The following is an 18,216-nucleotide window of genomic DNA, read 5'->3' on the forward strand; positions in this document are numbered from 1 at the left end:
CCTCAGCGCAGGGTGGCGGCGGCGCGCAGCCCGGCGATGCGCACGCGGCTGGCGGGGTCGAGGAGCTGCGGCCCGAGCGCAACCACCTGGTCGCCCTCGGCCAGCGGGCCGCGCAGCAGGGCGGTGACCTCGCCGAGCGAGACGACCTCGACCGGCACGGCGACGGGCCGGTCACGCTCCACCTTCCAGACCATCGGCCCCTGGCCGCGGTCGTGCAGGGCGGAGAGGGGGAGGGTGGCGACGGTCGCCGCCGCCGCCTCGGCCCGGACGGTGCCGGTCATGCCGAGCGCGACCCAGTCCGGCGCGCCGGGCAGGGAGAAGCGGGCGGTATAGGTGCGGAGCGCGGCATCGGCCTGCGGCGCCAGTTCCCTCAGGCGCGCGGGCAGGACCTGGCCGGGGCGGGCCCAGAAGCTGGCGGCGACATGCGCCTCGGCGAGGGAGGCGACGGCGGCCTCCGGCACCTGTACCACCAGCTCCCGCTCCTCGGGATTGGCGAGGCGGAGCACCGGCGCGCCCTCCGCCACCACCTGCCCGGCCTCGGCCAGCAGGGCCGTCACCACGCCGTCGTTCGGCGCGAGCAGCAGGGCATAGCCCAGGCGGCGCCGGGCGAGGTCGAGACTGGCGCGGGCGCTCGTCACCTTCTCAGCGGCGCTGCGGGCGGCGGCGACGCGCTGGTCGTCATAGGCGACGGAGACATGGCCGGCGGCGCGCAGGGTCCTGGAGCGCGCGGCATCGGCGGCGGCCTGGCGCGACTGCGCCTCGGCGGCCGAGAGATCGGCCTCGGCGGCGCGGACGGCCAGTGCCAGGTCGCTCTCCTCGATGCGGGCGAGGGGCTGGCCGGCGGTGACCCGCTGCCCCACCTCGACCAGCCGGGCGGTGATGCGGCCGCCGGTGCGGAAGCCGATATCGGCCTCCCGCCGGGCGCGGACGATGCCGGTGAAGGCGCGGGCCTCGGTCAGCGGGGCGAGGTGGACCTCGGCGACCTGGACGGGCCGCGGCGACTCGGCAGCCACCTGCGGCTGGGTCGTGCCCTCCGCCTTGCAGCCAGCGAGGAGGGCGAGGACGCCGAGGGGCGCGAGCAGGGGGTGGGGACGCATGACGGTCTCCGGCGGTGGCCGGAGATGATTATTGGTGCGTTCTGACGAAAGTCAATAATCGTCAGGGCGCACCCTTCACGGCCGCAGGGCGCGCAGCACGAATTCGGTCATGTCCGCGACCTGGGCGCGCAGCTCCTCCACGGTCTGCCCCTTGCGCGCGATGCAGCTCTCGACCAGCGCGGGATGGTTCCAGGGCACCATTGTATGCAATATGATGTGCGATGTCTTAACCGGGTCGCCCAGCGCGAACTCGCCCGCCCGCATCCCGTCCGAGACCACGTGGCAGATCGCGGCATGGACGCCGGCGATGTGGCGCTCCACCACGTTCCAGTGCTCGTCCATGGCGGCGGTGACCATGTCGTGCAGCCGCCGCTCGGCGAAGAAGACCTCGATCTTCGATTCGAACATGCGGCTGAACATCCGGCGCAGGCGCTCGGCCGCGCTGCCCTCGCCGCGGGCGATGGCCTCGAGCTCGGCAAGGATCGCGCCGAGGCTGCGCTGGGCGATCGCCTCGTTGATCGCGCTCTTCGAGGGGAAGAAGCGGTAGACATTGGCCGGCGACATGCCGAGTTCGCGGGCGATGTCGGCGACCGCGGTCTTCTGGTAGCCCATGCTGCGGAACAGCCGCTCCGCCGTCTCCTCGATCCGGGCGCGGGTGGCCTCGGCGCGGGTGGAAGGGCTGTCGGCGAGGGTCTGGGTGGCCATGGCCTGACGAAATCCTTCAGTCGTCAGTTACATAGGGTGCGCAGCCTCGGCAGGGAAGCGGCATCCTATTCCGCGGTGATGCCGGCGGCGCGGATCACCCCTGCCCAACGCGCGAGGTCGGCGGCGATGACGGCGGCGAATGCCTCCGGCGTGCCGCCGACCGGCTGCATGCCCTGGGCGCGCAAGGGCTCCTGCGTCCCGGGCAGGGCCAGCCAGGCGTTCAGCGCCGCGTTCAGCCGGGCGAGCAGCGGCGCCGGCAGGCCTGCCGGGCCGAGCAGCCCGTACCAGAGGTCCACCTGCACGCCGGGGAAGCCGGCCTCCGCCATGGTCGGCACGGATGGCGCCGCCGCGACGCGCGCCGGGCTGCCGACCGCGAGCAGCCGCACCTGCCCGGCCCCGGCCAGCGGCAGCGCCGTGTGCAGCGGGAGCACCATCGCCGCGACCCGCCGGCCGATCAGGTCCTGGATCGCCGGCGCGCTGCCCTTGTAGGGCACGTGGTTCAGCGCGACCCTGGCCTCCAGCCCGAACAGCGCCATGCCGAGATGCTGCGGCGTGCCGAGGCCCGGGCTGGCGTAGTCGAGCGGCTGACGGGCGGCGAGCGCCGCGAAGGCCCGCGCATCCTCGGCCGGGACGTCCGGGTTCACCGCCAGCACCAGGTCCCCGCGCGTCAGGCGGATGACCGGCGCGAAGCTGCCCACGGGGTCGTAGGGCACCTGGCGGAAGAGGCTCGGGTTCATGACGAAGGTATTGGCCTGCAGCAGCAGCGTGCGGCCATCCGGCGCCGCCCGCGCCGCGGCCTGGGTGCCGATATTGCCGGAGGCGCCGGGGCGGTTGTCCACCACCACCGCCTGGCCGAGCCCCTGCTGCAGGTATGGCGCGAGCAGCCGCGCCAGGATGTCCTGCCCGGTGCCGGGCGTATAGGGCACCAGCAGCGTCACCGGCCCGTCCTGCGCCCCGGCGCCGCCCGCGGCCAGCGCCGCCGCGCCGGCCAGCGGCATGCCCAGCGCGAAGCCCAAGGCCCTGCGTCCTGTGATCATGCCGGCCCTCCCGTCCTCCGAGGTAGGCGGAGGGCGCGCGCAGGTCAAAGGGCGCGCTTTCCGCGCCCTCCGCGATGGTGGTAGGATGATAATCCACGGCAGAAAAAGGGATAATGGCCATGGCGACGGCAGCGAGTCTCGCCCGCACCGGGATCGAGGTGGTGCCGACCGGCGCGGCACTCGGCGCCGAGGTCCGCGGCGTCGATCTCCGGACGGTGGACGCAGCCGAGTTCGACCGCATCCTCGCGGCCTGGCACGAGCACAGCGTGCTGCTCTTCCGCGGCCAGGGCCTCTCCCCCGACGACCTCATCGCCTTCAGCCGCCGCTTCGGCGAGCTCGACCATGCGCCGATCCAGGAGAATGGCCGGCGTTTCGTGGAGGGGCGGCCGGAGCTCTACGTCGTCTCCAACGTGCTCGGCGCCGATGGGCAGCCGATCGGCAGCCTCGGCAACGGGGAGGCGGTGTGGCACACCGACATGTCCTACCTGCCGCGGCCGCCCAAGGCCTCCATGCTCTATGCGCTGGAGATCCCGCCCGCCGGCGGCGACACGCATTTCGCCAGCATGCATGCGGCCTATGAGACCCTGCCATCGGCGCTGAAGGCGCGTGCCCGCGGCCTCATGGTCAAGCATGACGGCACCTACAACAGCGGCGGCTTCGTCCGCGCCGGGGTGACGCCGACCGACGACCCGCGGCAGGCGCCGGGGCACCTGCACCCGCTGGTCTGCACGCACCCGGATACCGGCCGGTCCATGCTGTATCTGGGGCGGCGGCGCATGGCCTATATCGACGGGCTCGACCTCGCCGAGAGCGAGGCGCTGCTGGACGAGCTGTGGTCCTACGCGACGCGGCCGGAGATCTGCTGGAAGAACCAGTGGCGCGTCGGCGACCTGGTGCTCTGGGACAACCGCTGCACCATGCACCGGCGCGACCCCTTCGATGCGGCGGCGCGGCGGGTCATGCACCGGACGCAGGTGAAGGGCGAGGCGCCGCCGATGGCGTGACCTGGCGCATAGACCGAACCAGGATCCATCGGCACGCGATGACGTCCGGGCTCACCATCGCGTAGCCTTCGGCCACCCGCTTCGGGAGGTGGCCATGTCCGATGACTATGAACTGGCGAAACTCATCGTCTCCGGCGCGACGGGGATCTTCGCCATCGCCGGCGGTACCGTGACGGTGGTGAACTTCCTGAGGACCACGCGCTGGAAACGGGCCGAACTGGCGAACGAATACCTCGAGGACCTGACTTCGAATGCCGAGCTGGTCTTTGCATCGCGCGCGCTGGATTGGGGCGGCGGCAGGCTCGTGGTGCCGGAGATGCTGCGGCCGATCCTCGACGATGGGCACGGCGCGCCCGTCGACCGGATCGAGCACGACCCGGAGGTCATGGAAGCGGCCATGGTCGCCGGGCTGCTGACGGATGCCGTCAGGGCGGACCCCCGGCTGCAGGTCTATCGGACGGCGCTGGATTCGCTGCTGTCCTGGCTCTCCCTGATCCGTCAGGCCCTCGACCGGCGGCTGTTCGCGCCCGCCGATGTCGAGGCGCTCCGCTACTGGCTCCGGAAGATTGGGGACGCGGACTGGCTGCATGGCTTCATCCGGGACTTCGGGTACGCGCGCGACATGCGCGCGCTCGCCCGTCACTTCGACGAGCCGGTGCTCGGTGCCGCCTTCGCGCGGGACGCGGCGGCCTGATTCCGGTTCAATCGATCTGCAGGTTCATCCGCTTCAGCACCGGCGCCCAGCGCTCCGCCTCCTTTGCCAGGAAGGTGCCGAACTCCTCCGGCCGGGTGCCGAGGGCGAACTGCCCCTCCGACAGCAGCCGCTCGCGCAGCGCCGGTTCCTGCAGCGCCGATGACGCCGCCTGGGACAGCCGCTCCACCATCGGCCGTGGTGTCCGCGCCGGCACCACCAGGCCGAAATAGGTCTGCGCCACGGCGTCCGGCGCATATTCGGAGAAGGTCGGGATATCGGGCGTCGCCGGCATCCGCCGCTCGCCGGTCCAGCCGATGATGCGGCCCTGGCCGTTGCGGTGCGGCTGGATCGCGCTCGCCCCGCCCACCACCAGCAGGTCGAGCGTGCCGGCGAGGAATTCGTTGAGCTGCTGCGCATCGCCGCGATAGGTCACGTCCTGCATGCGGATGCCGAGCCGGTCCGCCACCAGCACGGCCGCGATGTTGTTGAAGCTGGAGGCCCCGTTGGTGCCGTAGTTCAGCTTCCCCGGCTGCGCCTTCGCCAGCGCGACGAAGTCCGGGATCGTCGCCGGCAGCCGGTTCTGCACCAGGAAGGCGAAGGGCAGGACCGAGAGCAGGGAGACCGGCGCGAAGTCCGCCACCTTGTAGGTCAGGTTGCGCATCAGCAGCGGGTTCAGGGTCAGCGTGGTGCCGGAATTGACCAGCGCGGTGAAGCCGTCCGGCGCCGCGCGCGCGACGTATTCCGCCCCGACCACGGTGGCCGAGCCGCCCCGGTTCTCGACCAGCACGGGCTGGCCGAGGAAGGCCTGTATCCGCTCCGCCAGCAGCCGTCCCATCAGGTCGGTGGAGCCGCCGGGCGGGAAGGGCACCACCAGGGTGATCGGCCGCGACCCCATCTGCGCCAGGGCGAGCGCCGGCGCCGACAGCAGTGCCATGCCGAGCGCCATGGCGCCGCGGCGCCCGGGACGGCGCCTCGTCATCCTGTCCTCCCCCAATCATTCATGCCAAGCGTCGCATACAGCCGGCCCGGCGCGAACCCCCCGGCCATGGCGGGCAATGCGGCCTCGGCACCCGGTCCACCCACCCCATCACCCCGCGATCCAGGGCACCATCACATCCGCTGATCGATGGTTGGTCTGCGTCCGCCAACTGCGCACGCATGCCTTCACCGCGGGCGTGAAGGCGATTGCGTGCCCCGACATCGCAGTCGGATTGCGGTAGTAGAAATCCGGGGCGCGGAAATACTGCTCGGGCTGGTTGATCCAGCGATAGCAGAGCTCATGGATGGTGTCGAAGCGGATCGCCTCGGACACCACGAACAGCAGCAGCACTCCGAGCATCCGCCCATGCTCGTCGAGCCGCCCCTGGAAGTCCCGCAGGTCGGCCAGGAATTGCCAGGGCTCGATGACGCACCCGTCCAGGAGGTTCAGGCCAAGATTGTTGTAGTTCGAAGGACCGGACCGGATGCGCCGCGTCTCACCCTCAAGCTGCGGCAGATTCCCCTCTGGCTCGAACGCCCACCAGGTCGCTGTCTTGAAGGTTCGGAACCCGAGGACGTACAGGCTTCGCGGATCGAGCGCGACCTCGATCCAGGGGGTCGTTGTTGCGACAGGGGATCCCAGGACCACATGCATCACCCGCCCGCGTCCCGCGCGTTCCCGTAGGACGTCGCGCCGGGTCTGGCGGATGTTCTGGCGGTAATAGGGGCCCAGCCCGATGAATGACCACATGCGGTGCCACCTCGCGTCACCGGTGCCATACTAGGCCGCCTCGCCGCCGGTTTGCACCGCGCTGCGCCTTGACCTGCCGACCGTATCAGCCCGCTAATGAGTGCCGGAGGAGGAACCACGATGTCCGAGAACATCCGCGTCGCGCTGGCCGATGGCGTGCTGATGGTCGCCATGCACCGGCCCGAGAAGAAGAATGCCCTGACGCGGGAGATGTATGCCGGCCTCGCCGAGGCCATCGAGCGCACGGCCGCCGATCCCGACATCCGCTGCCTGCTGCTGACCGGCACGGAGGAGGTCTTCTGCGCCGGCAACGACATCGCCGATTTCCGCAAGCCCCGCCCGCCGGAGGACCCCGCCAGTCCGGGCCCCAGCCACCGCTTCTATTTCGGCCTCGCGCAGCTCGAGAAGCCGGTGGTCGCGGCGGTGCCGGGCCTCGCCATCGGCATCGGCTGCACCATGCTGCTGCATGCCGACATCGTCTATGCCGCGCCCGAGGCGCGCTTCCGCCTGCCCTTCGTCGATCTCGGCCTGGTGCCGGAACTCGGCGCCTCCATGCTCGTCCCCTGGCTGGTGGGCAAGCACCGCGCGGCGGAACTCCTCCTGCTCGGCGATTTCTTCGATGCCGCCGCCGCCGAGCGGATGGGCTTCGTCAACCGCATCCTGGACCGCGCCGAGCTGCTGCCCAATGCGACCGCGACCGCCCGCGCGCTGGCGGCCAAGCCGCAGGAGGCGCTGCGCCTGACGAAGCGGCTGCTCCGCCCGCAGGAGACGCCGGCGCTGCTCGCGCGCATGGAGGAGGAGCGCGCGCTCCTCGCCGAGCGCCTGCGCGCGCCGGAGACCCAGGCCATCATGGCCAATGTCCTGAAGCCGAAGCGCTGACCGGAGGAAACCACGGATGTCCCTGCTCGACATGGTGAAGGGCCGGCTGTCGCTGCCCGTCATCGGCTCGCCGCTCTTCATCATCTCGGTGCCCGACCTCGTGGTCGCGCAGTGCACGAGCGGCGTGATCGGCTCCATGCCATCGCTCAATGCAAGGCCCGCCGAGCAGTTCGAGGACTGGGTGATCGAGATCAAGGAGCGGCTGGCGGCGCATGACGCGCGCCACCCGGACCGGCCGGCGGCGCCCTTCGCCATCAACCTGATCGTGCACAAGTCGAATGACCGGCTGGAGCAGGACCTGGCCGTGGTGGTGAAGCACAAGGTGCCGCTCGTCATCACCTCGCTCGGCGCGCGGCCGGAGGTGAACCAGGCCGTCCATTCCTATGGCGGCACCGTGCTGCACGACGTGATCAACCAGCGCTTCGCCCATAGCGCCATCGACAAGGGTGCGGACGGCCTGGTGCTGGTCGCGGCCGGCGCCGGCGGGCATGCCGGGGCCCTCTCGCCCTTCGGCTTCCTGCAGGAGACGCGGGCCTGGTTCGACGGGCCGATCGCGCTCTCGGGCGCCATCGCGCATGGCGCGAGCATCCTGGCGGCCGAGGCGCTGGGGGCGGATTTCGCCTATATCGGCAGCGCCTTCATCGCCACCGAGGAGGCGCGCAGCGCCCCCGAACAGCGGCAGATGATCGTGGAGTCCGGCGCCGAGGACATCGTCTACACCAACCTCATCACCGGCGTGCACGGCAACTACCTCAAGCCTTCGCTCCGCAGGGCCGGGCTCGATCCCGACAACCTGCCGAGCAGCGACCCGAGCGCGATGGATTTCGGCTCCGACCGCAAGAAGCGCTGGAAGGACATCTGGGGCAGCGGCCAGGGGATCGGCGCGGTGCAGGAGGTGCTGCCGGCCGCCGCGCTGGTCGAGCGGCTGCGCCGCGAATACGCCGCGGCGCGGGTGCGGCTCGGCACCCGCAGCCCGCTGGTCAACCCGGCCTGGGAGACGGTGCCGGAGGCCGCGGCGGCGGAGTAGCGGCGGCCCGGATCGCGCGCCGGACCGGCTGCGTCCGCCGCGGGTCGGGGCGGGGCGCCACGCGCTGCCGGCCTGCGCGCGCGCCAGGTGCCGGGCCGCTCAGCCCGCCGGCGCGGCGCCGAGCGCCATGGCGGCCGCGAAGGGGCAGCCGCCGGATTTGCGGCGCCGGCGGCCCTCGATGGCGTAGCGGCCGGGCGGCGTGTCGCGGTCGCGGTTCGGCACGACGATCGCGTCGTGATAGCCGGCCCAGTCCTGCGCGGAGAAGGCCTCGAGCCCGCCGACCATGGCCGCGCCGTTCAGCACCGCATCGGCATAGGCGGCCTGCGGCACCGGCTGGACCTGCAGGAAGGGCTCGCCGGCGCGGAAGGCGATCGGCGTGTCCGTCCGCGTCAGCCGCAGATTGGTGAAGAGCGGGCCGAACCAGCGATCCGCCTCGAGGATGCCCTCATAGGCCTCGTGGCCCGGGGCGCGCGGCAGGTTCGCGAGGTCGCGCAGCAGCAGGCTCCAGCCCGGGGCGGTGCGGGCGGCGAGGCCGGTCCAGACCTGCACCACGCCCGGCTCCTGCAGCGCGGTCAGGAAGGGCGGCGCGTAGTCGCCGATGCCCTCGGGTGCCGCGGCGCGGAAGCGTTCGGCGAAATGCGGGAATTGCGCGGCGCCGAGCGGCAGCCAGTCCGGCAGCCCCGCCGTATGCCACCAGACCTGTCCGCCATCCCAGAGCAGGTCGAAGTCGATCGGCGGGGCGATGTGCCAGCCGAAGCCCGCCGCCGCCGTCACCGCGTCGCAGTAGCGATAGGCGCGGGTCGGCAGGCTGCCGAGGGCGGAGCGGTCGGCCCGCTGCGGCAGCGGGGCCTCGGGGATCATCCGGTAGAAGGTGACGATGGCCGGTGTCGCGGTCATGGCTTGGTTTCCCGTCCCGATCGAGGCGCGGGGGCCGGCCGCGGGACCGGCCCCCGGCCGGGCTCAGCCGCGGCGGACGCCGGCGCCGAGGCGCACCTTGCCGCTGTCCGCCACGGCCGCGGGGACCGCCAGCGGGGCCGGGCGGGTGGCGGGCGCGAGCGGGCGCAGCGCCGGGCGGGCAGGCTGGCGCACGCCGGCACCGAGGCGGACCAGGCCCTGATCGGCGACGGCGGCGAGGGTGATCTTGCGCATGGGGGGTCTCCGTCCTGGGGGAGCGCCGGTGCGGGGGGCGCCGGATCCGTTGCGGGTCCCGGCGACCGCGGGGGCACCGGTCCCGCGGCACCGGAAAACTGGCACGAAACAGGAACGTGCTGCAAGGAAAAAAATCCATTAGAGGACTAAATTCCGTTAGCGTCTCATTAAGCCTCGTCTTGCCGGTGAAATTCACACTCGCTTCACGCTCGGCATGCCGTTCTCACGCCCGGCCTGACGCTCGCGCGCGCATCTTCACGCCACGCGACATCGCTGCCAGGAGGGTTCGGGGATGAGCATCGCCGCCGTGATCGCCATGGAAGACCAGGCCACCCAGCAGGACCCGGCCCGCATCCGCCGCGTCCTCGACGCCGCGCGGCGCTTCATCGCCTATCGCGAGCGCGCTGCGGCGCTCGCCAAGGGCCGGATGGCGGAGCCGGCGACGCTGGCCGAGGCGATCGACCGCGACTTCCTCGCCTTCGACATTACCCAGGCCGAGCGCGAGCTGCGCGCCGCCGTCATCGCCCTCGACCCCGATTCGGCACCGGTCTGGCTGGCCGAGCCGGAGGCACGGGCGCGGCACGCCGAGCGGGACTGACGCGGGCCGAGCAGCGGCTCCATCGCTCGCGAAACCTTCTGGCGAAGATCGTCCGATTTCCTTCCATATACGGATGAATTCCCTCGCCCCCTGGCCCATATCCTGCCGTGACATGGGCGCCAGCCTGATCCTCGCCGAGCCTCCCCAGCCGGGTGGCGGCCCCGCCGTCGCGCCCTCGCTCCGACTCGTGCTGATCGGGCGGATGGAGGCCTGGAGCCTCGCCAGCGTCCCCGCCCTGCCGCGCTCGCGCAAGGCACGCGCCCTGCTCGCCATGCTGGGCCTCGCCGCCGGCGCGCCGGTGCCGCGCGCCCGGCTCGGCGCCCTGCTCTGGTCCGGCCGGGGGGAGGAGCAGCGGCGTACCTCCCTCCGCCAAGCGCTGCACGAGCTGCAGGAGGCGCTGGCCGAGGCCGGCGCGCCGGCGGTGGTCGCCGGCCGCGATGCACTGGCCCTGCCGGCGGAGCAGGTCTGGGTCGATGCCGTGGAGGTGGCGCGGGCCGGGGCCGCGCGGCCCGGCGCGCTGGACCTGCTGACGGCGGAGCTCCTCGCCGATCTCGACGGCGTCGATCCCGCCCTCGACGCCTGGCTGGCCGCCGAGCGGCAGCGCCTGCGCGCCCATGCCGCCGGGGAGGCGCAGGCGCTGCTCGCCGCCGCGTCCGAACCCGGCGCCATCGCCGCGGCGGCGCGCCGGCTGCTCGCCATCGATCCGGGGCAGGAGGAGGCCTGGCGCAGCCTGGTCCGGGCGGAACTCGCGCGCGGCGAGCGCGGCGCGGCGCTCGCCGCCTGCGAGGCCTGCCGCGCGGCGCTCGCCGCCCGGCACGGCGCCGCGCCCGCCGCCGAGACGGAGGCGCTGGAGCGGGCGGTGCGCGAGGGCGGCCTGCCCGCCGCGCCGCCCGCGCCGGCGCCGCGGCGCGGCTCGGCCCGCGGCGCGCGGCTCGGCGTGCTGCCGCTTGCCCTGCTCGGGACGGAGGCGGCGGAGCACCTCTCGGCGGGGCTCGCCGAGGAACTCACCGCGGCGCTCGCCGCGCTGCGCTGGATCTTCGTGGTCGACAGCGCCTCCCTCGCCACGGAAGCCGGCCGCAGCGACCCGGAGGCGGCGGCGCGCCGGCTCGGCCTCGACTTCCTGCTGGCGGGCTCGGTGCAGCGCGCCGGCCTGCGCATCCGCGTGACGCTGCGGCTGACCGACCTGCGCGAGGCCGGCGGCGTGGTCTGGACCCAGCGCTTCGACCGCGACGCGGACGACCTGCTGGCGCTGCAGGACGAGGTGGCGGCGAGCGTGGTTGCCCGCATCGACCCGGAGATCCTGCTGATCGAGGCCTCGCGCGCGACCGCCCGCGGGCCTGTCGGCGCCTCGGCCTACGACCTGCTGCTGCGGGCCATCCCGGCCCTGCACCGGCTGGACCGCGAGGGCTTCGCCGCCGCCGGCCGCTGGCTGCGCGAGGCCATGGCGCTCGAGCCCGACTATGCCCCGGCGCAGGCCTGGGGCGCCTATTGGCACCTGCTGATGCTGGGGCAGGGCTGGCACCAGGGCGAGGCCGCGGCGGCGATGGCGGAGGCGGAGCGGCTGGCGACGCGCGCCATCGCGCTCGACCCGCTGGATGCGCAGGCGCTGACCATCCTCGGCCATGTGCATGCCTATCTGCACCACCATGCCGAGGAGGCGGTGGCGCTGCACCGCCGGGCGCTGGCGCTGAACCCGAACCTTGCCATGGCCTGGGTCTTCCTCTCGCTCGCCGAGACCTATTGCGGCGACCATGCCGCGGCGCTGCGGCACCACGACCGCTACCGCGAACTGGCGCCCTGCCACCCGCATGCCTTCTTCTTCGATGCGGCGCGGTCGATGCCGCTGCTGGCGCTCGGCCGGCATGCCGAGGCGGCGGAGGTCTGCAGCGCCGCCATTGCGCTGCAGCCCGGCTTCAGCTTCCCCTACAAGATCCGCCTGGCGGCGCTCGGGCATCTCGGCCGGGTCGCGGAGGCCGCGGCGGTGCGGGCGCGCCTGCTGGCGATCGAGCCCAATTTCACCCTGGCGCAGGCCGCGGCGCGTGCGCCCATGCGGCGCCTGGCGGACCGGGAGACTTATCTGAAGGGCCTCCGCCTCGGCGGCCTCGCCTGAAGGGGAAGGCGCCACCGCGCCTTCGACACCGTCGAAGTGCACTCGACGGGGTCGGCCGCGCTGCCTGCGCGCCCGCTCCGTGCTCAGTCCATCGCCGCATGCGCCGGGTCGGCGGCGACCGCCCGCGCCGGCCGGCGCATCAGCGGCAGCAGCATCAGCATGCACAGCGCCAGCAGCATCAGCAGGTGGAAGTCGTTGCCATAGGCGATGATGCTGGACTGCCGCGTCACCTCCGCATTCAGCGCCGCCGCGCCCTCAGGGGTCGCGAAGTTCCAGAAGCGGTGGATCGAGGGCAGCTCGAAGAGCCGGTTCAGCGGCGTCACGTGCTCGGCAAGCGAGCTGTGCATGACCTGCGTGTTGCGCGTCAGCAGCGCCGACATCGCCGAGATGCCGATGGCCGAGCCGAGGTTGCGCAGCAGGCTGATCAGCGAGGTCCCGTCGGTGCGCAGCGCCGGATCGAGGGTGGCGAAGGCGACGAGGTTCAGCGGGATGAAGACGAAGCCGAGGCCCATGCCCTGCACCACCGTCACCAGCATCAGCCAGTGCATCGGGATGTCGGGCGTCCAGTAGGTCATGTCCCACAGCGTCCAGGAAAGGATCAGGATGCCGAAGGCCATGATCTTGCGCGGGTCGATGCGGCTGGCGATCCGGCCGGAGATGAACATCGCCGCCATCGTCCCGATGCCGCGCGGCGCCATGGCGAGGCCGGCGGTGAAGACCGGGTAGTCCGCCAGCGTCTGCAGATAGGGCGCGAGCAGCGCCGAGGTGGCGAAGAGGATGACGCCGACCGCGAACATGATGCCGAGGCCGGCGGCGAAGTTCCGGTCGCGGAAGATGCGCGGCGGGATGAAGGGCCGCTCGGCCAGCATCAGGTGCACGACGAAGAGGTAGATGCCGAGCCCGGCGAGCGTCGCCTCGATCTGGATCTCGGGGGAGCCGAACCAGTTCTTCAGCTCGCCGCGGTCGAGCATGATCTGCAGCGCGCCGAGGCCGAGCGCGAGCACGCCGAAGCCGGTCCAGTCGAAGCGCCGGCCCGGCGCCGCGCCGCCCTTGGGCAGGAAGAGGAGCAGGCCGAGGAAGGCCAGCACGCCGAAGGGCAGGTTGACGTAGAAGACCCAGCGCCAGTTGAGGTTCTCGGTGAGGTAGCCGCCGAGGGTCGGGCCGAGGATCGGCCCCACCATCACGCCCATGCCCCAGATCGCCATGGCGGAGCCGCGCTGCTCCGGCGGGTAGATGTCGAGCATGGTGGATTGCGACAGCGGCACCAGCGCCGCCCCGAAGGCGCCCTGCAGCAGCCGGAAGATCACCATCTGGTCCAGCGACTGCGCCGCGCCGCAGAGCACGCTGGCGAGCGTGAAGCCGCCGACCGAGAGGAGGAAGACCGTCCGCCTCCCGTAGCGCCCGACCAGGAAGCCGACGGGCGCTGTCAGGATGGCGGCGGCGGTGATGTAGCTGGTCAGCACCCAGGTGATCTGGTCGGCCGTCGCCGCCAGCCCGCCCTGCATGTAAGGCAGGGCGACATTGGCGATGGTGCCGTCCAGCGCCTGCATCAGCGTCGCCACCATGGCGCAGACGGTGATCAGGGCACGGTGCGGCACCGCGCCCTGGCTTGTGGAGTCCGACATGGTCAGCCGCCGATCAGGTCGCTCAGGTGCCGCTCATGCCCGGTGTCGATGGAGACGACGGCGCTCATGCCGGCGCGGAGCCGCGGCCCGTCCTTGGGCTGCTCGACGCGGATGCGGATGGGGATGCGCTGCACCACCTTCACCCAGTTGCCCGAGGCGTTCTGCGCCGGCAGCACGCTGAAGGTGCTGCCGCTGGCCGGGCTGATGCTCTCGACCGTGCCCTGCCAGGTCACGCCGGGATAGGTGTCGACCGTCACCGTCGTCGCGTCGCCCTGCTTCACATGCGTCAGGTCGGTCTCCTTCGGCAGCGCATCCACCCAGACCCGGTCCGAGGAGACGAGGGCGAAGGCGGGCGTCGCCGCGCCCAGGTACTGCCCGGGCTGGACGGAGGAGACCTGCGTCACGACGCCGGCGAAGGGCGCGCGGATGGTCGCGTGGTCGAGCTGCCGGCGCGCCTCGGCGAGGCGGGCCTCGGCGGCGCGGTAGTCCGGGTGCTGCTCGACCGGCGCATCGGCCTTGCCGCCGAGCTTGGCGAGCTGCACCTGTGCCTGCACGCGGAGCGATTCGAGCTGCTGCTGCGCCTGGGCGAGGCCGAAGCGCGCCTGGTCATAGGCGGCGCGGGTCACGGCGCCGGAGCTGACGATCTGCGCGGCGCGGTCATTGGTCGCCTGGGCGAGCTGCACCGCCGCTTCCTGCGCCGCGATGTCGCGCTGGATGCGGCGGTAGTCCGCCTGCATGGCCTCGAGGTTCAGTCGGGTCTGCAGCACGGCGGCCTCGGCCTGCTGCTCGGCATACTGGAAGGGGGCGGGGTCGAGCGTGACCAGCACCTGGCCCTGCTGCACGGCATCGCCCTCCCGCACCGCGATGCGCTGGACGATGCCGGCGACGTCGGTCGAAACCAGCAGCTTGTCGGCCTGCACATAGGCGTCGTCGGTACCGGCATAGCGGCCGCCCTGCAGCCAGAACTCGCCGGCGCCGGCGGCCACGACCAGGATGCCGCCGATCATGAGCACGGGGCGCAGCCAGCGGCGGCGGCGCGGCGGTGCGGCCTCGGCCTGCGTCGTCGTGTCCGGAACGTCCCTCGCGGCGCGGATCGAACCTTCGGGCATGGTGGTGTCGCTTTCTCAGGCGGCCTCGCCGGTCTCGCCGGCGGCCAGCAGGTTGGTCTTCATCAGCAGCAGGGCCTCGATCACCGCCTGGCGGCGTTCGGGGCTGAGGCCGGCCGTGACCTCGGCATCGAAGGCGATGCGGACCTGGTCGATCTCGGCCAGCACCGGGTCGGCGGCCGGGGTCAGGTGCAGGCGCCAGACGCGGCGATCGGCCGGGTCGGCGCGCCGTTCCACCAGGCCGCGGGCGGCGAGGCGGTCCACCAGCCGGCCGACGCTGATGGGCTCGACCTCCAGGATCTCGGCCAGCGCGCGCTGGGTCATGCCGCCGCAACGGCGCAAGCGCACGAGGATCATCCACTGCGCGCGGGTCATGCCATGGGCGCGGGCGCGGCGGTCGGCCAGCGTGCGCATCAGCCGGGCGACATCGTGCAGCAGGATCAGGAGGTTGGGTTCGTGGGTATCGGGCATGGGAAGCTCTGACGCGGCTGAATATAAGCAGCGTTATGGTCAGCCCAACACCCAACGCGTGCCTCCAGCCGGCGGTCGCCATCACGTCGCCGTGTGTTCCGAATCTCGGCGGGATGCGGTTCCGGTGGACCCGGGCGGTCGCGGCGTGCTATAGGAAAGTTGTCAGCGCGAGGAATGCGCCCGGATGCGGGGCGGCCCGTAAAATTCCTCAATTCTAAAATTGCTCGCCGGCAAGGCCTTCGAAACGCAGGGAAATCCGGCGAAAGGGCCGCTTCGGACTCAGCAGTCTTGAGCGGTATTAGGTAGCAGGCGCCACCACGCTCACCCGTCGCCTCAGCTTGCGGTATTACGCGTGGTTGGTTTGATAATGACGCTGGTGGGGCTTTCAGCGACGCCGGGTGCGCAAGCCGCGTCAGTCCGCGAAGTTTCCATACTCGGCAGACTTAATCACAACTGGGCCGGTTGCGACCGGACCTTTCTGACTCAAGTCGATAGCGAATGCCATAATAGTATCGTTTATTGCGTCGAATGCGAAACCGGTCTGGTGCAGTGCGTCGTCGCCGGCAACACGGTAGGTGATACAGCCAGCCAGAATGGGGCTCACGTAGAGCGGCTGCGGCTGTCGAGGAGTGTTCCGAATGTTTTGCTGGACCCAGACCGCATAAAGATCTTCGGAGGTTCGTGCAAAACTACCGGCGCCGGACAGGGTCGCTTGGATTGTCTCACTTTGTCCAGGGAGAAGCGTTTCTCTGTACTGGGACAGAGAACGCTCGGCGCCGGTGAGTTGTGGGCGGCACAAACTACGCGTTGCCTGAACATCAAATTTTTCGATCTTCCGAAGTATGAGTTTAGTGTTGATCGATATATGATCAGCGGGCGAATGACCCGCGTTAGTTATTTTATAGGAAGCAAATGCGACTATGCCGGCGCCGGCCGGAAAATGTTGCATAGCGACCATTGTCAGATCATCAACGAGCAGCCATGCGCGCTGGGCCATGGTCATAGCTCTAAGTTGCTCTTGAGCGGCGCGCGCTTGGGCCTGAACCGCGATGGTCTGGTCGTGTGCCTCGGCAACCAGTTGGGTCAAGCCAGCCACCGCGGCTTTAAGGTCGGAGGTATCCTCAGCGTTTCGCAGCGTCAGGTAGGAGACGGCAAGCGAGCCGAGAGCGACCAAGAGCGTCAGGGCTTCGTTGACAGTCAGACGCCACGGAAAGCGGCTGGAGCCGCCTTGATGCTCCTGGCGGTCGCGCTTGGCGCTGTGGGTTTCGCTTGGGGCTTGCCCGCCCTGCATGGACGCCAACTCGGGATGAGCCGGCGAAACCGTGTTCGGTGCGGCTGCTACAGCCTCGCTTTGCTTGCGTTGGCCTTCTTCATTCTCAGCCAATGGGCGGCTCCACTTCTGAGCCGCCGACACAGCGAGCCTTGGGGTGTGGGCGGCTTTGCGCTGAATGACGAGCGCGTCTCGTGACCACGATCCATCCAACCCTGGCCGCCAAGTTCGCTACGGGTATCCGCAAATGCCTTGCGCACACGAAGGGTGCTTTCCTAGTTGGCATCATTGCCTGCGGCGGACAGGGGCATGCTACGCCTACTGAGGATTCCGGCGTCCCCAATCTCATGGCGGAACCGGGTGTATCGCGTGTGCCCGAATGCGTCAGTGTACTCCACGAACCCAAAGCAATAAAGGTTAGCACTCCCCGAGTTGAGATCGGATGCCTGGGCTTCCGTGAGCGCCTTATCAGTCTCGGCGGTCACATTGAATGTGGCGCCTGGTCCAATGGATTGTCGGTGATTGTCGTCGAGAGGACCGACGGCAAACACAGGAGCATGTGTTGGCATTACTTCGATCTCAGTTTTAGCACCCAAGCGGTGAGCCGGGGTTTGGCCGAAGTTCTTCAAATTGATTGCGACCCGAGGCGATCGACCCGTTGCGACATGCGACACGCTGATGTCCAAAATGCCGATATATGCCCGAAGTTGCCGTTCGGCTGTGCGCTCAGCAGCTTGCAGAGCGGCCAAGGCGGCGTCGGCACTTCTTCCGGCCTCCTTCACCGATCTGCGGGTCAGCGCGAGCGTATAGAGCAGCCCCAAGGTGCCGAGAGCCGTGAGAGCAGTCTGCCACCAAGCAGCAACTCTCTGGGATTCGGCAGCATCAGCGGCTCGCTCTGCGGCGGCCGCCGCCCGTTGTTGGGCTATGAGATCGTCAGCCTCACGCTGCTCGGCGCGTTGTTCGCGCCGCTCGGCGTCCTCGGCCTTCTTTGGATCTTCGACGATCCTGACCGGAAACGGCGGGCGCTCGGCTGCGCTCTGGTTGTTGTCAGTCTGGCCTGTACTATCACCTTGTACGGATGGGCTCGGCTGGGTGCTCCCGGAAGCTTCTGGGGACTGTGCGGATAGCGGTGCGCTCAGCAGTATTCCTGCTGCAAAGTACGCACCTATCGCAACGTGATGCAGTGGCAAACGGGAAAAACCATTTAGCATCAATCCAGCCTGACCTCTTTCGCCCCGACCGCTACCAAGCATTGCACGAAGAACGCCGCCGAGAAGCCGCCCCGGCTGATCTTGTTGGCGATGTTCCTCTCGTTCTCATGCACGCCGACGGCTTCCAGCCGCTCGGCAAGCTCGCGGTAGCCTAGGTTCCGGCGCTTCAACTCCGCCCGGAGTATGCCTTTCACCTTCGCCTGCCAGTCTGTCTCGTCCATGCGTCTCACCGAATCCAGGGTGGAAATCATCATATTCGGTGATTTGGGCATTGACCACGCCCACGAAAATCACCACATTCGATGTATCAACATCGAATGTGGTGACGGTGGCCCAGCATTTCCTCCTCTCCGCACGCGCAAGGACGCTGACCATCGCGTCCGTCCTGCGCATGTCGGACCGGGATGCCGAGACCATGTTCGCCAGCATCCGATGGGCTGAGACGGACGGCAAGGCAGTCTGCCCGCACTGCGCCTGCCCGACCTGCTACGAGGCACGCCGGCC

The 18,216-nt window shown here is 70.5% G+C and carries 19 protein-coding genes and 1 pseudogene; 8 read left to right on the forward strand and 12 right to left on the reverse strand.

Features of this window, described 5'->3' with window-relative positions; translation table 11 throughout:
• Positions 1-2: 2 nt before the first annotated feature.
• The 3 genes from Q7A36_RS06385 to Q7A36_RS06395 all read right to left on the reverse strand — a co-directional run bounded on the left by Q7A36_RS06385 (position 3) and on the right by Q7A36_RS06395 (position 2,839).
• Positions 3-1,097 carry an efflux RND transporter periplasmic adaptor subunit gene (locus Q7A36_RS06385; RefSeq protein WP_305102822.1) on the reverse strand — a complete coding sequence of 365 codons (1,095 nt, stop codon included), beginning with the start codon at positions 1,095-1,097 and terminating at the stop codon, positions 3-5.
• A 75-nt stretch (positions 1,098-1,172) separates the two neighbouring features.
• Positions 1,173-1,802 (reverse strand): TetR/AcrR family transcriptional regulator, encoded by a 630-nt coding sequence (locus Q7A36_RS06390; protein ID WP_305102823.1) that lies wholly within the window; start codon positions 1,800-1,802, stop codon positions 1,173-1,175.
• Between the two features lie 65 nt (positions 1,803-1,867).
• Positions 1,868-2,839, reverse strand: a complete 972-nt coding sequence (locus tag Q7A36_RS06395) for a tripartite tricarboxylate transporter substrate binding protein (RefSeq protein WP_305102824.1) — start codon at positions 2,837-2,839, stop codon at positions 1,868-1,870.
• 119 nt (positions 2,840-2,958) lie between these two features.
• On the opposite strand from Q7A36_RS06395, the gene Q7A36_RS06400 reads away from it, so the two are divergent.
• The gene (locus Q7A36_RS06400; RefSeq protein ID WP_305102825.1) at positions 2,959-3,843 is read left to right on the forward strand and encodes a TauD/TfdA dioxygenase family protein; all 885 of its coding nucleotides are present in this window, start codon (positions 2,959-2,961) and stop codon (positions 3,841-3,843) included.
• A 94-nt stretch (positions 3,844-3,937) separates the two neighbouring features.
• Positions 3,938-4,537 carry a hypothetical protein gene (locus Q7A36_RS06405; protein WP_305102826.1) on the forward strand — a complete coding sequence of 200 codons (600 nt, stop codon included), beginning with the start codon at positions 3,938-3,940 and terminating at the stop codon, positions 4,535-4,537.
• A gap of 7 nt (positions 4,538-4,544) precedes the next feature.
• Here Q7A36_RS06405 and Q7A36_RS06410 read toward each other — a convergent pair whose 3' ends face one another.
• Together Q7A36_RS06410 and Q7A36_RS06415 are read right to left on the reverse strand one after the other, a co-directional pair.
• Positions 4,545-5,516, reverse strand: a complete 972-nt coding sequence (locus tag Q7A36_RS06410; protein ID WP_305102827.1) for a tripartite tricarboxylate transporter substrate binding protein — start codon at positions 5,514-5,516, stop codon at positions 4,545-4,547.
• A 108-nt stretch (positions 5,517-5,624) separates the two neighbouring features.
• Entirely contained in the window at positions 5,625-6,266 is a 642-nt protein-coding gene (locus Q7A36_RS06415; protein WP_305102828.1) for a ribosome-inactivating family protein, read from the reverse strand.
• 120 nt (positions 6,267-6,386) lie between these two features.
• On the opposite strand from Q7A36_RS06415, the gene Q7A36_RS06420 reads away from it, so the two are divergent.
• On the forward strand, positions 6,387-7,145 hold the full coding sequence (locus tag Q7A36_RS06420) for an enoyl-CoA hydratase-related protein (RefSeq protein WP_305102829.1): 759 nt from the start codon (positions 6,387-6,389) through the stop codon (positions 7,143-7,145).
• Between the two features lie 16 nt (positions 7,146-7,161).
• Positions 7,162-8,172 carry an NAD(P)H-dependent flavin oxidoreductase gene (locus Q7A36_RS06425; RefSeq protein WP_305102830.1) on the forward strand — a complete coding sequence of 337 codons (1,011 nt, stop codon included), beginning with the start codon at positions 7,162-7,164 and terminating at the stop codon, positions 8,170-8,172.
• Positions 8,173-8,271: 99 nt separating this feature from the next.
• Here the strand turns inward: Q7A36_RS06425 and Q7A36_RS06430 are convergent, their stop codons facing one another.
• Together Q7A36_RS06430 and Q7A36_RS06435 are read right to left on the reverse strand one after the other, a co-directional pair.
• A complete protein-coding gene (locus tag Q7A36_RS06430) occupies positions 8,272-9,069 on the reverse strand; it encodes a DUF6065 family protein (RefSeq protein WP_305102831.1) in 798 nt (265 codons plus the stop codon).
• 63 nt (positions 9,070-9,132) lie between these two features.
• Positions 9,133-9,321, reverse strand: a complete 189-nt coding sequence (locus tag Q7A36_RS06435) for a hypothetical protein (RefSeq protein WP_305102832.1) — start codon at positions 9,319-9,321, stop codon at positions 9,133-9,135.
• 292 nt (positions 9,322-9,613) lie between these two features.
• On the opposite strand from Q7A36_RS06435, the gene Q7A36_RS06440 reads away from it, so the two are divergent.
• Complete coding sequence (locus Q7A36_RS06440) at positions 9,614-9,919, forward strand: hypothetical protein (RefSeq protein WP_305102833.1); 306 nt, start codon at positions 9,614-9,616, stop codon at positions 9,917-9,919.
• 112 nt (positions 9,920-10,031) lie between these two features.
• Positions 10,032-12,029 (forward strand): BTAD domain-containing putative transcriptional regulator, encoded by a 1,998-nt coding sequence (locus Q7A36_RS06445; protein WP_305102834.1) that lies wholly within the window; start codon positions 10,032-10,034, stop codon positions 12,027-12,029.
• 83 nt (positions 12,030-12,112) lie between these two features.
• Here Q7A36_RS06445 and Q7A36_RS06450 read toward each other — a convergent pair whose 3' ends face one another.
• The 4 genes from Q7A36_RS06450 to Q7A36_RS06465 form a co-directional block, all read right to left on the reverse strand.
• A complete protein-coding gene (locus tag Q7A36_RS06450) occupies positions 12,113-13,654 on the reverse strand; it encodes a DHA2 family efflux MFS transporter permease subunit (protein WP_305102835.1) in 1,542 nt (513 codons plus the stop codon).
• A 2-nt stretch (positions 13,655-13,656) separates the two neighbouring features.
• Positions 13,657-14,763, reverse strand: a complete 1,107-nt coding sequence (locus Q7A36_RS06455; RefSeq protein ID WP_305102836.1) for an HlyD family secretion protein — start codon at positions 14,761-14,763, stop codon at positions 13,657-13,659.
• A gap of 15 nt (positions 14,764-14,778) precedes the next feature.
• A complete protein-coding gene (locus Q7A36_RS06460; protein WP_305102837.1) occupies positions 14,779-15,231 on the reverse strand; it encodes a MarR family winged helix-turn-helix transcriptional regulator in 453 nt (150 codons plus the stop codon).
• A 412-nt stretch (positions 15,232-15,643) separates the two neighbouring features.
• Positions 15,644-16,615 (reverse strand): hypothetical protein, encoded by a 972-nt coding sequence (locus Q7A36_RS06465; protein ID WP_305102838.1) that lies wholly within the window; start codon positions 16,613-16,615, stop codon positions 15,644-15,646.
• 80 nt (positions 16,616-16,695) lie between these two features.
• On the opposite strand from Q7A36_RS06465, the gene Q7A36_RS06470 reads away from it, so the two are divergent.
• Entirely contained in the window at positions 16,696-17,628 is a 933-nt protein-coding gene (locus Q7A36_RS06470; RefSeq protein ID WP_305102839.1) for a hypothetical protein, read from the forward strand.
• Between the two features lie 83 nt (positions 17,629-17,711).
• On the opposite strand, the gene Q7A36_RS06475 is transcribed toward Q7A36_RS06470, so the two are convergent.
• The gene (locus tag Q7A36_RS06475; RefSeq protein ID WP_305102840.1) at positions 17,712-17,933 is read right to left on the reverse strand and encodes a DUF6471 domain-containing protein; all 222 of its coding nucleotides are present in this window, start codon (positions 17,931-17,933) and stop codon (positions 17,712-17,714) included.
• A 50-nt stretch (positions 17,934-17,983) separates the two neighbouring features.
• On the opposite strand from Q7A36_RS06475, the pseudogene Q7A36_RS06480 reads away from it, so the two are divergent.
• Positions 17,984-18,216, forward strand: a pseudogene (locus Q7A36_RS06480) (hypothetical protein); the annotation flags it as partial.

Origin of the sequence: Paracraurococcus lichenis, from assembly GCF_030657435.1 — a bacterium.
Taxonomy (GTDB): Bacteria; Pseudomonadota; Alphaproteobacteria; order Acetobacterales; family Acetobacteraceae; genus Paracraurococcus; species Paracraurococcus lichenis.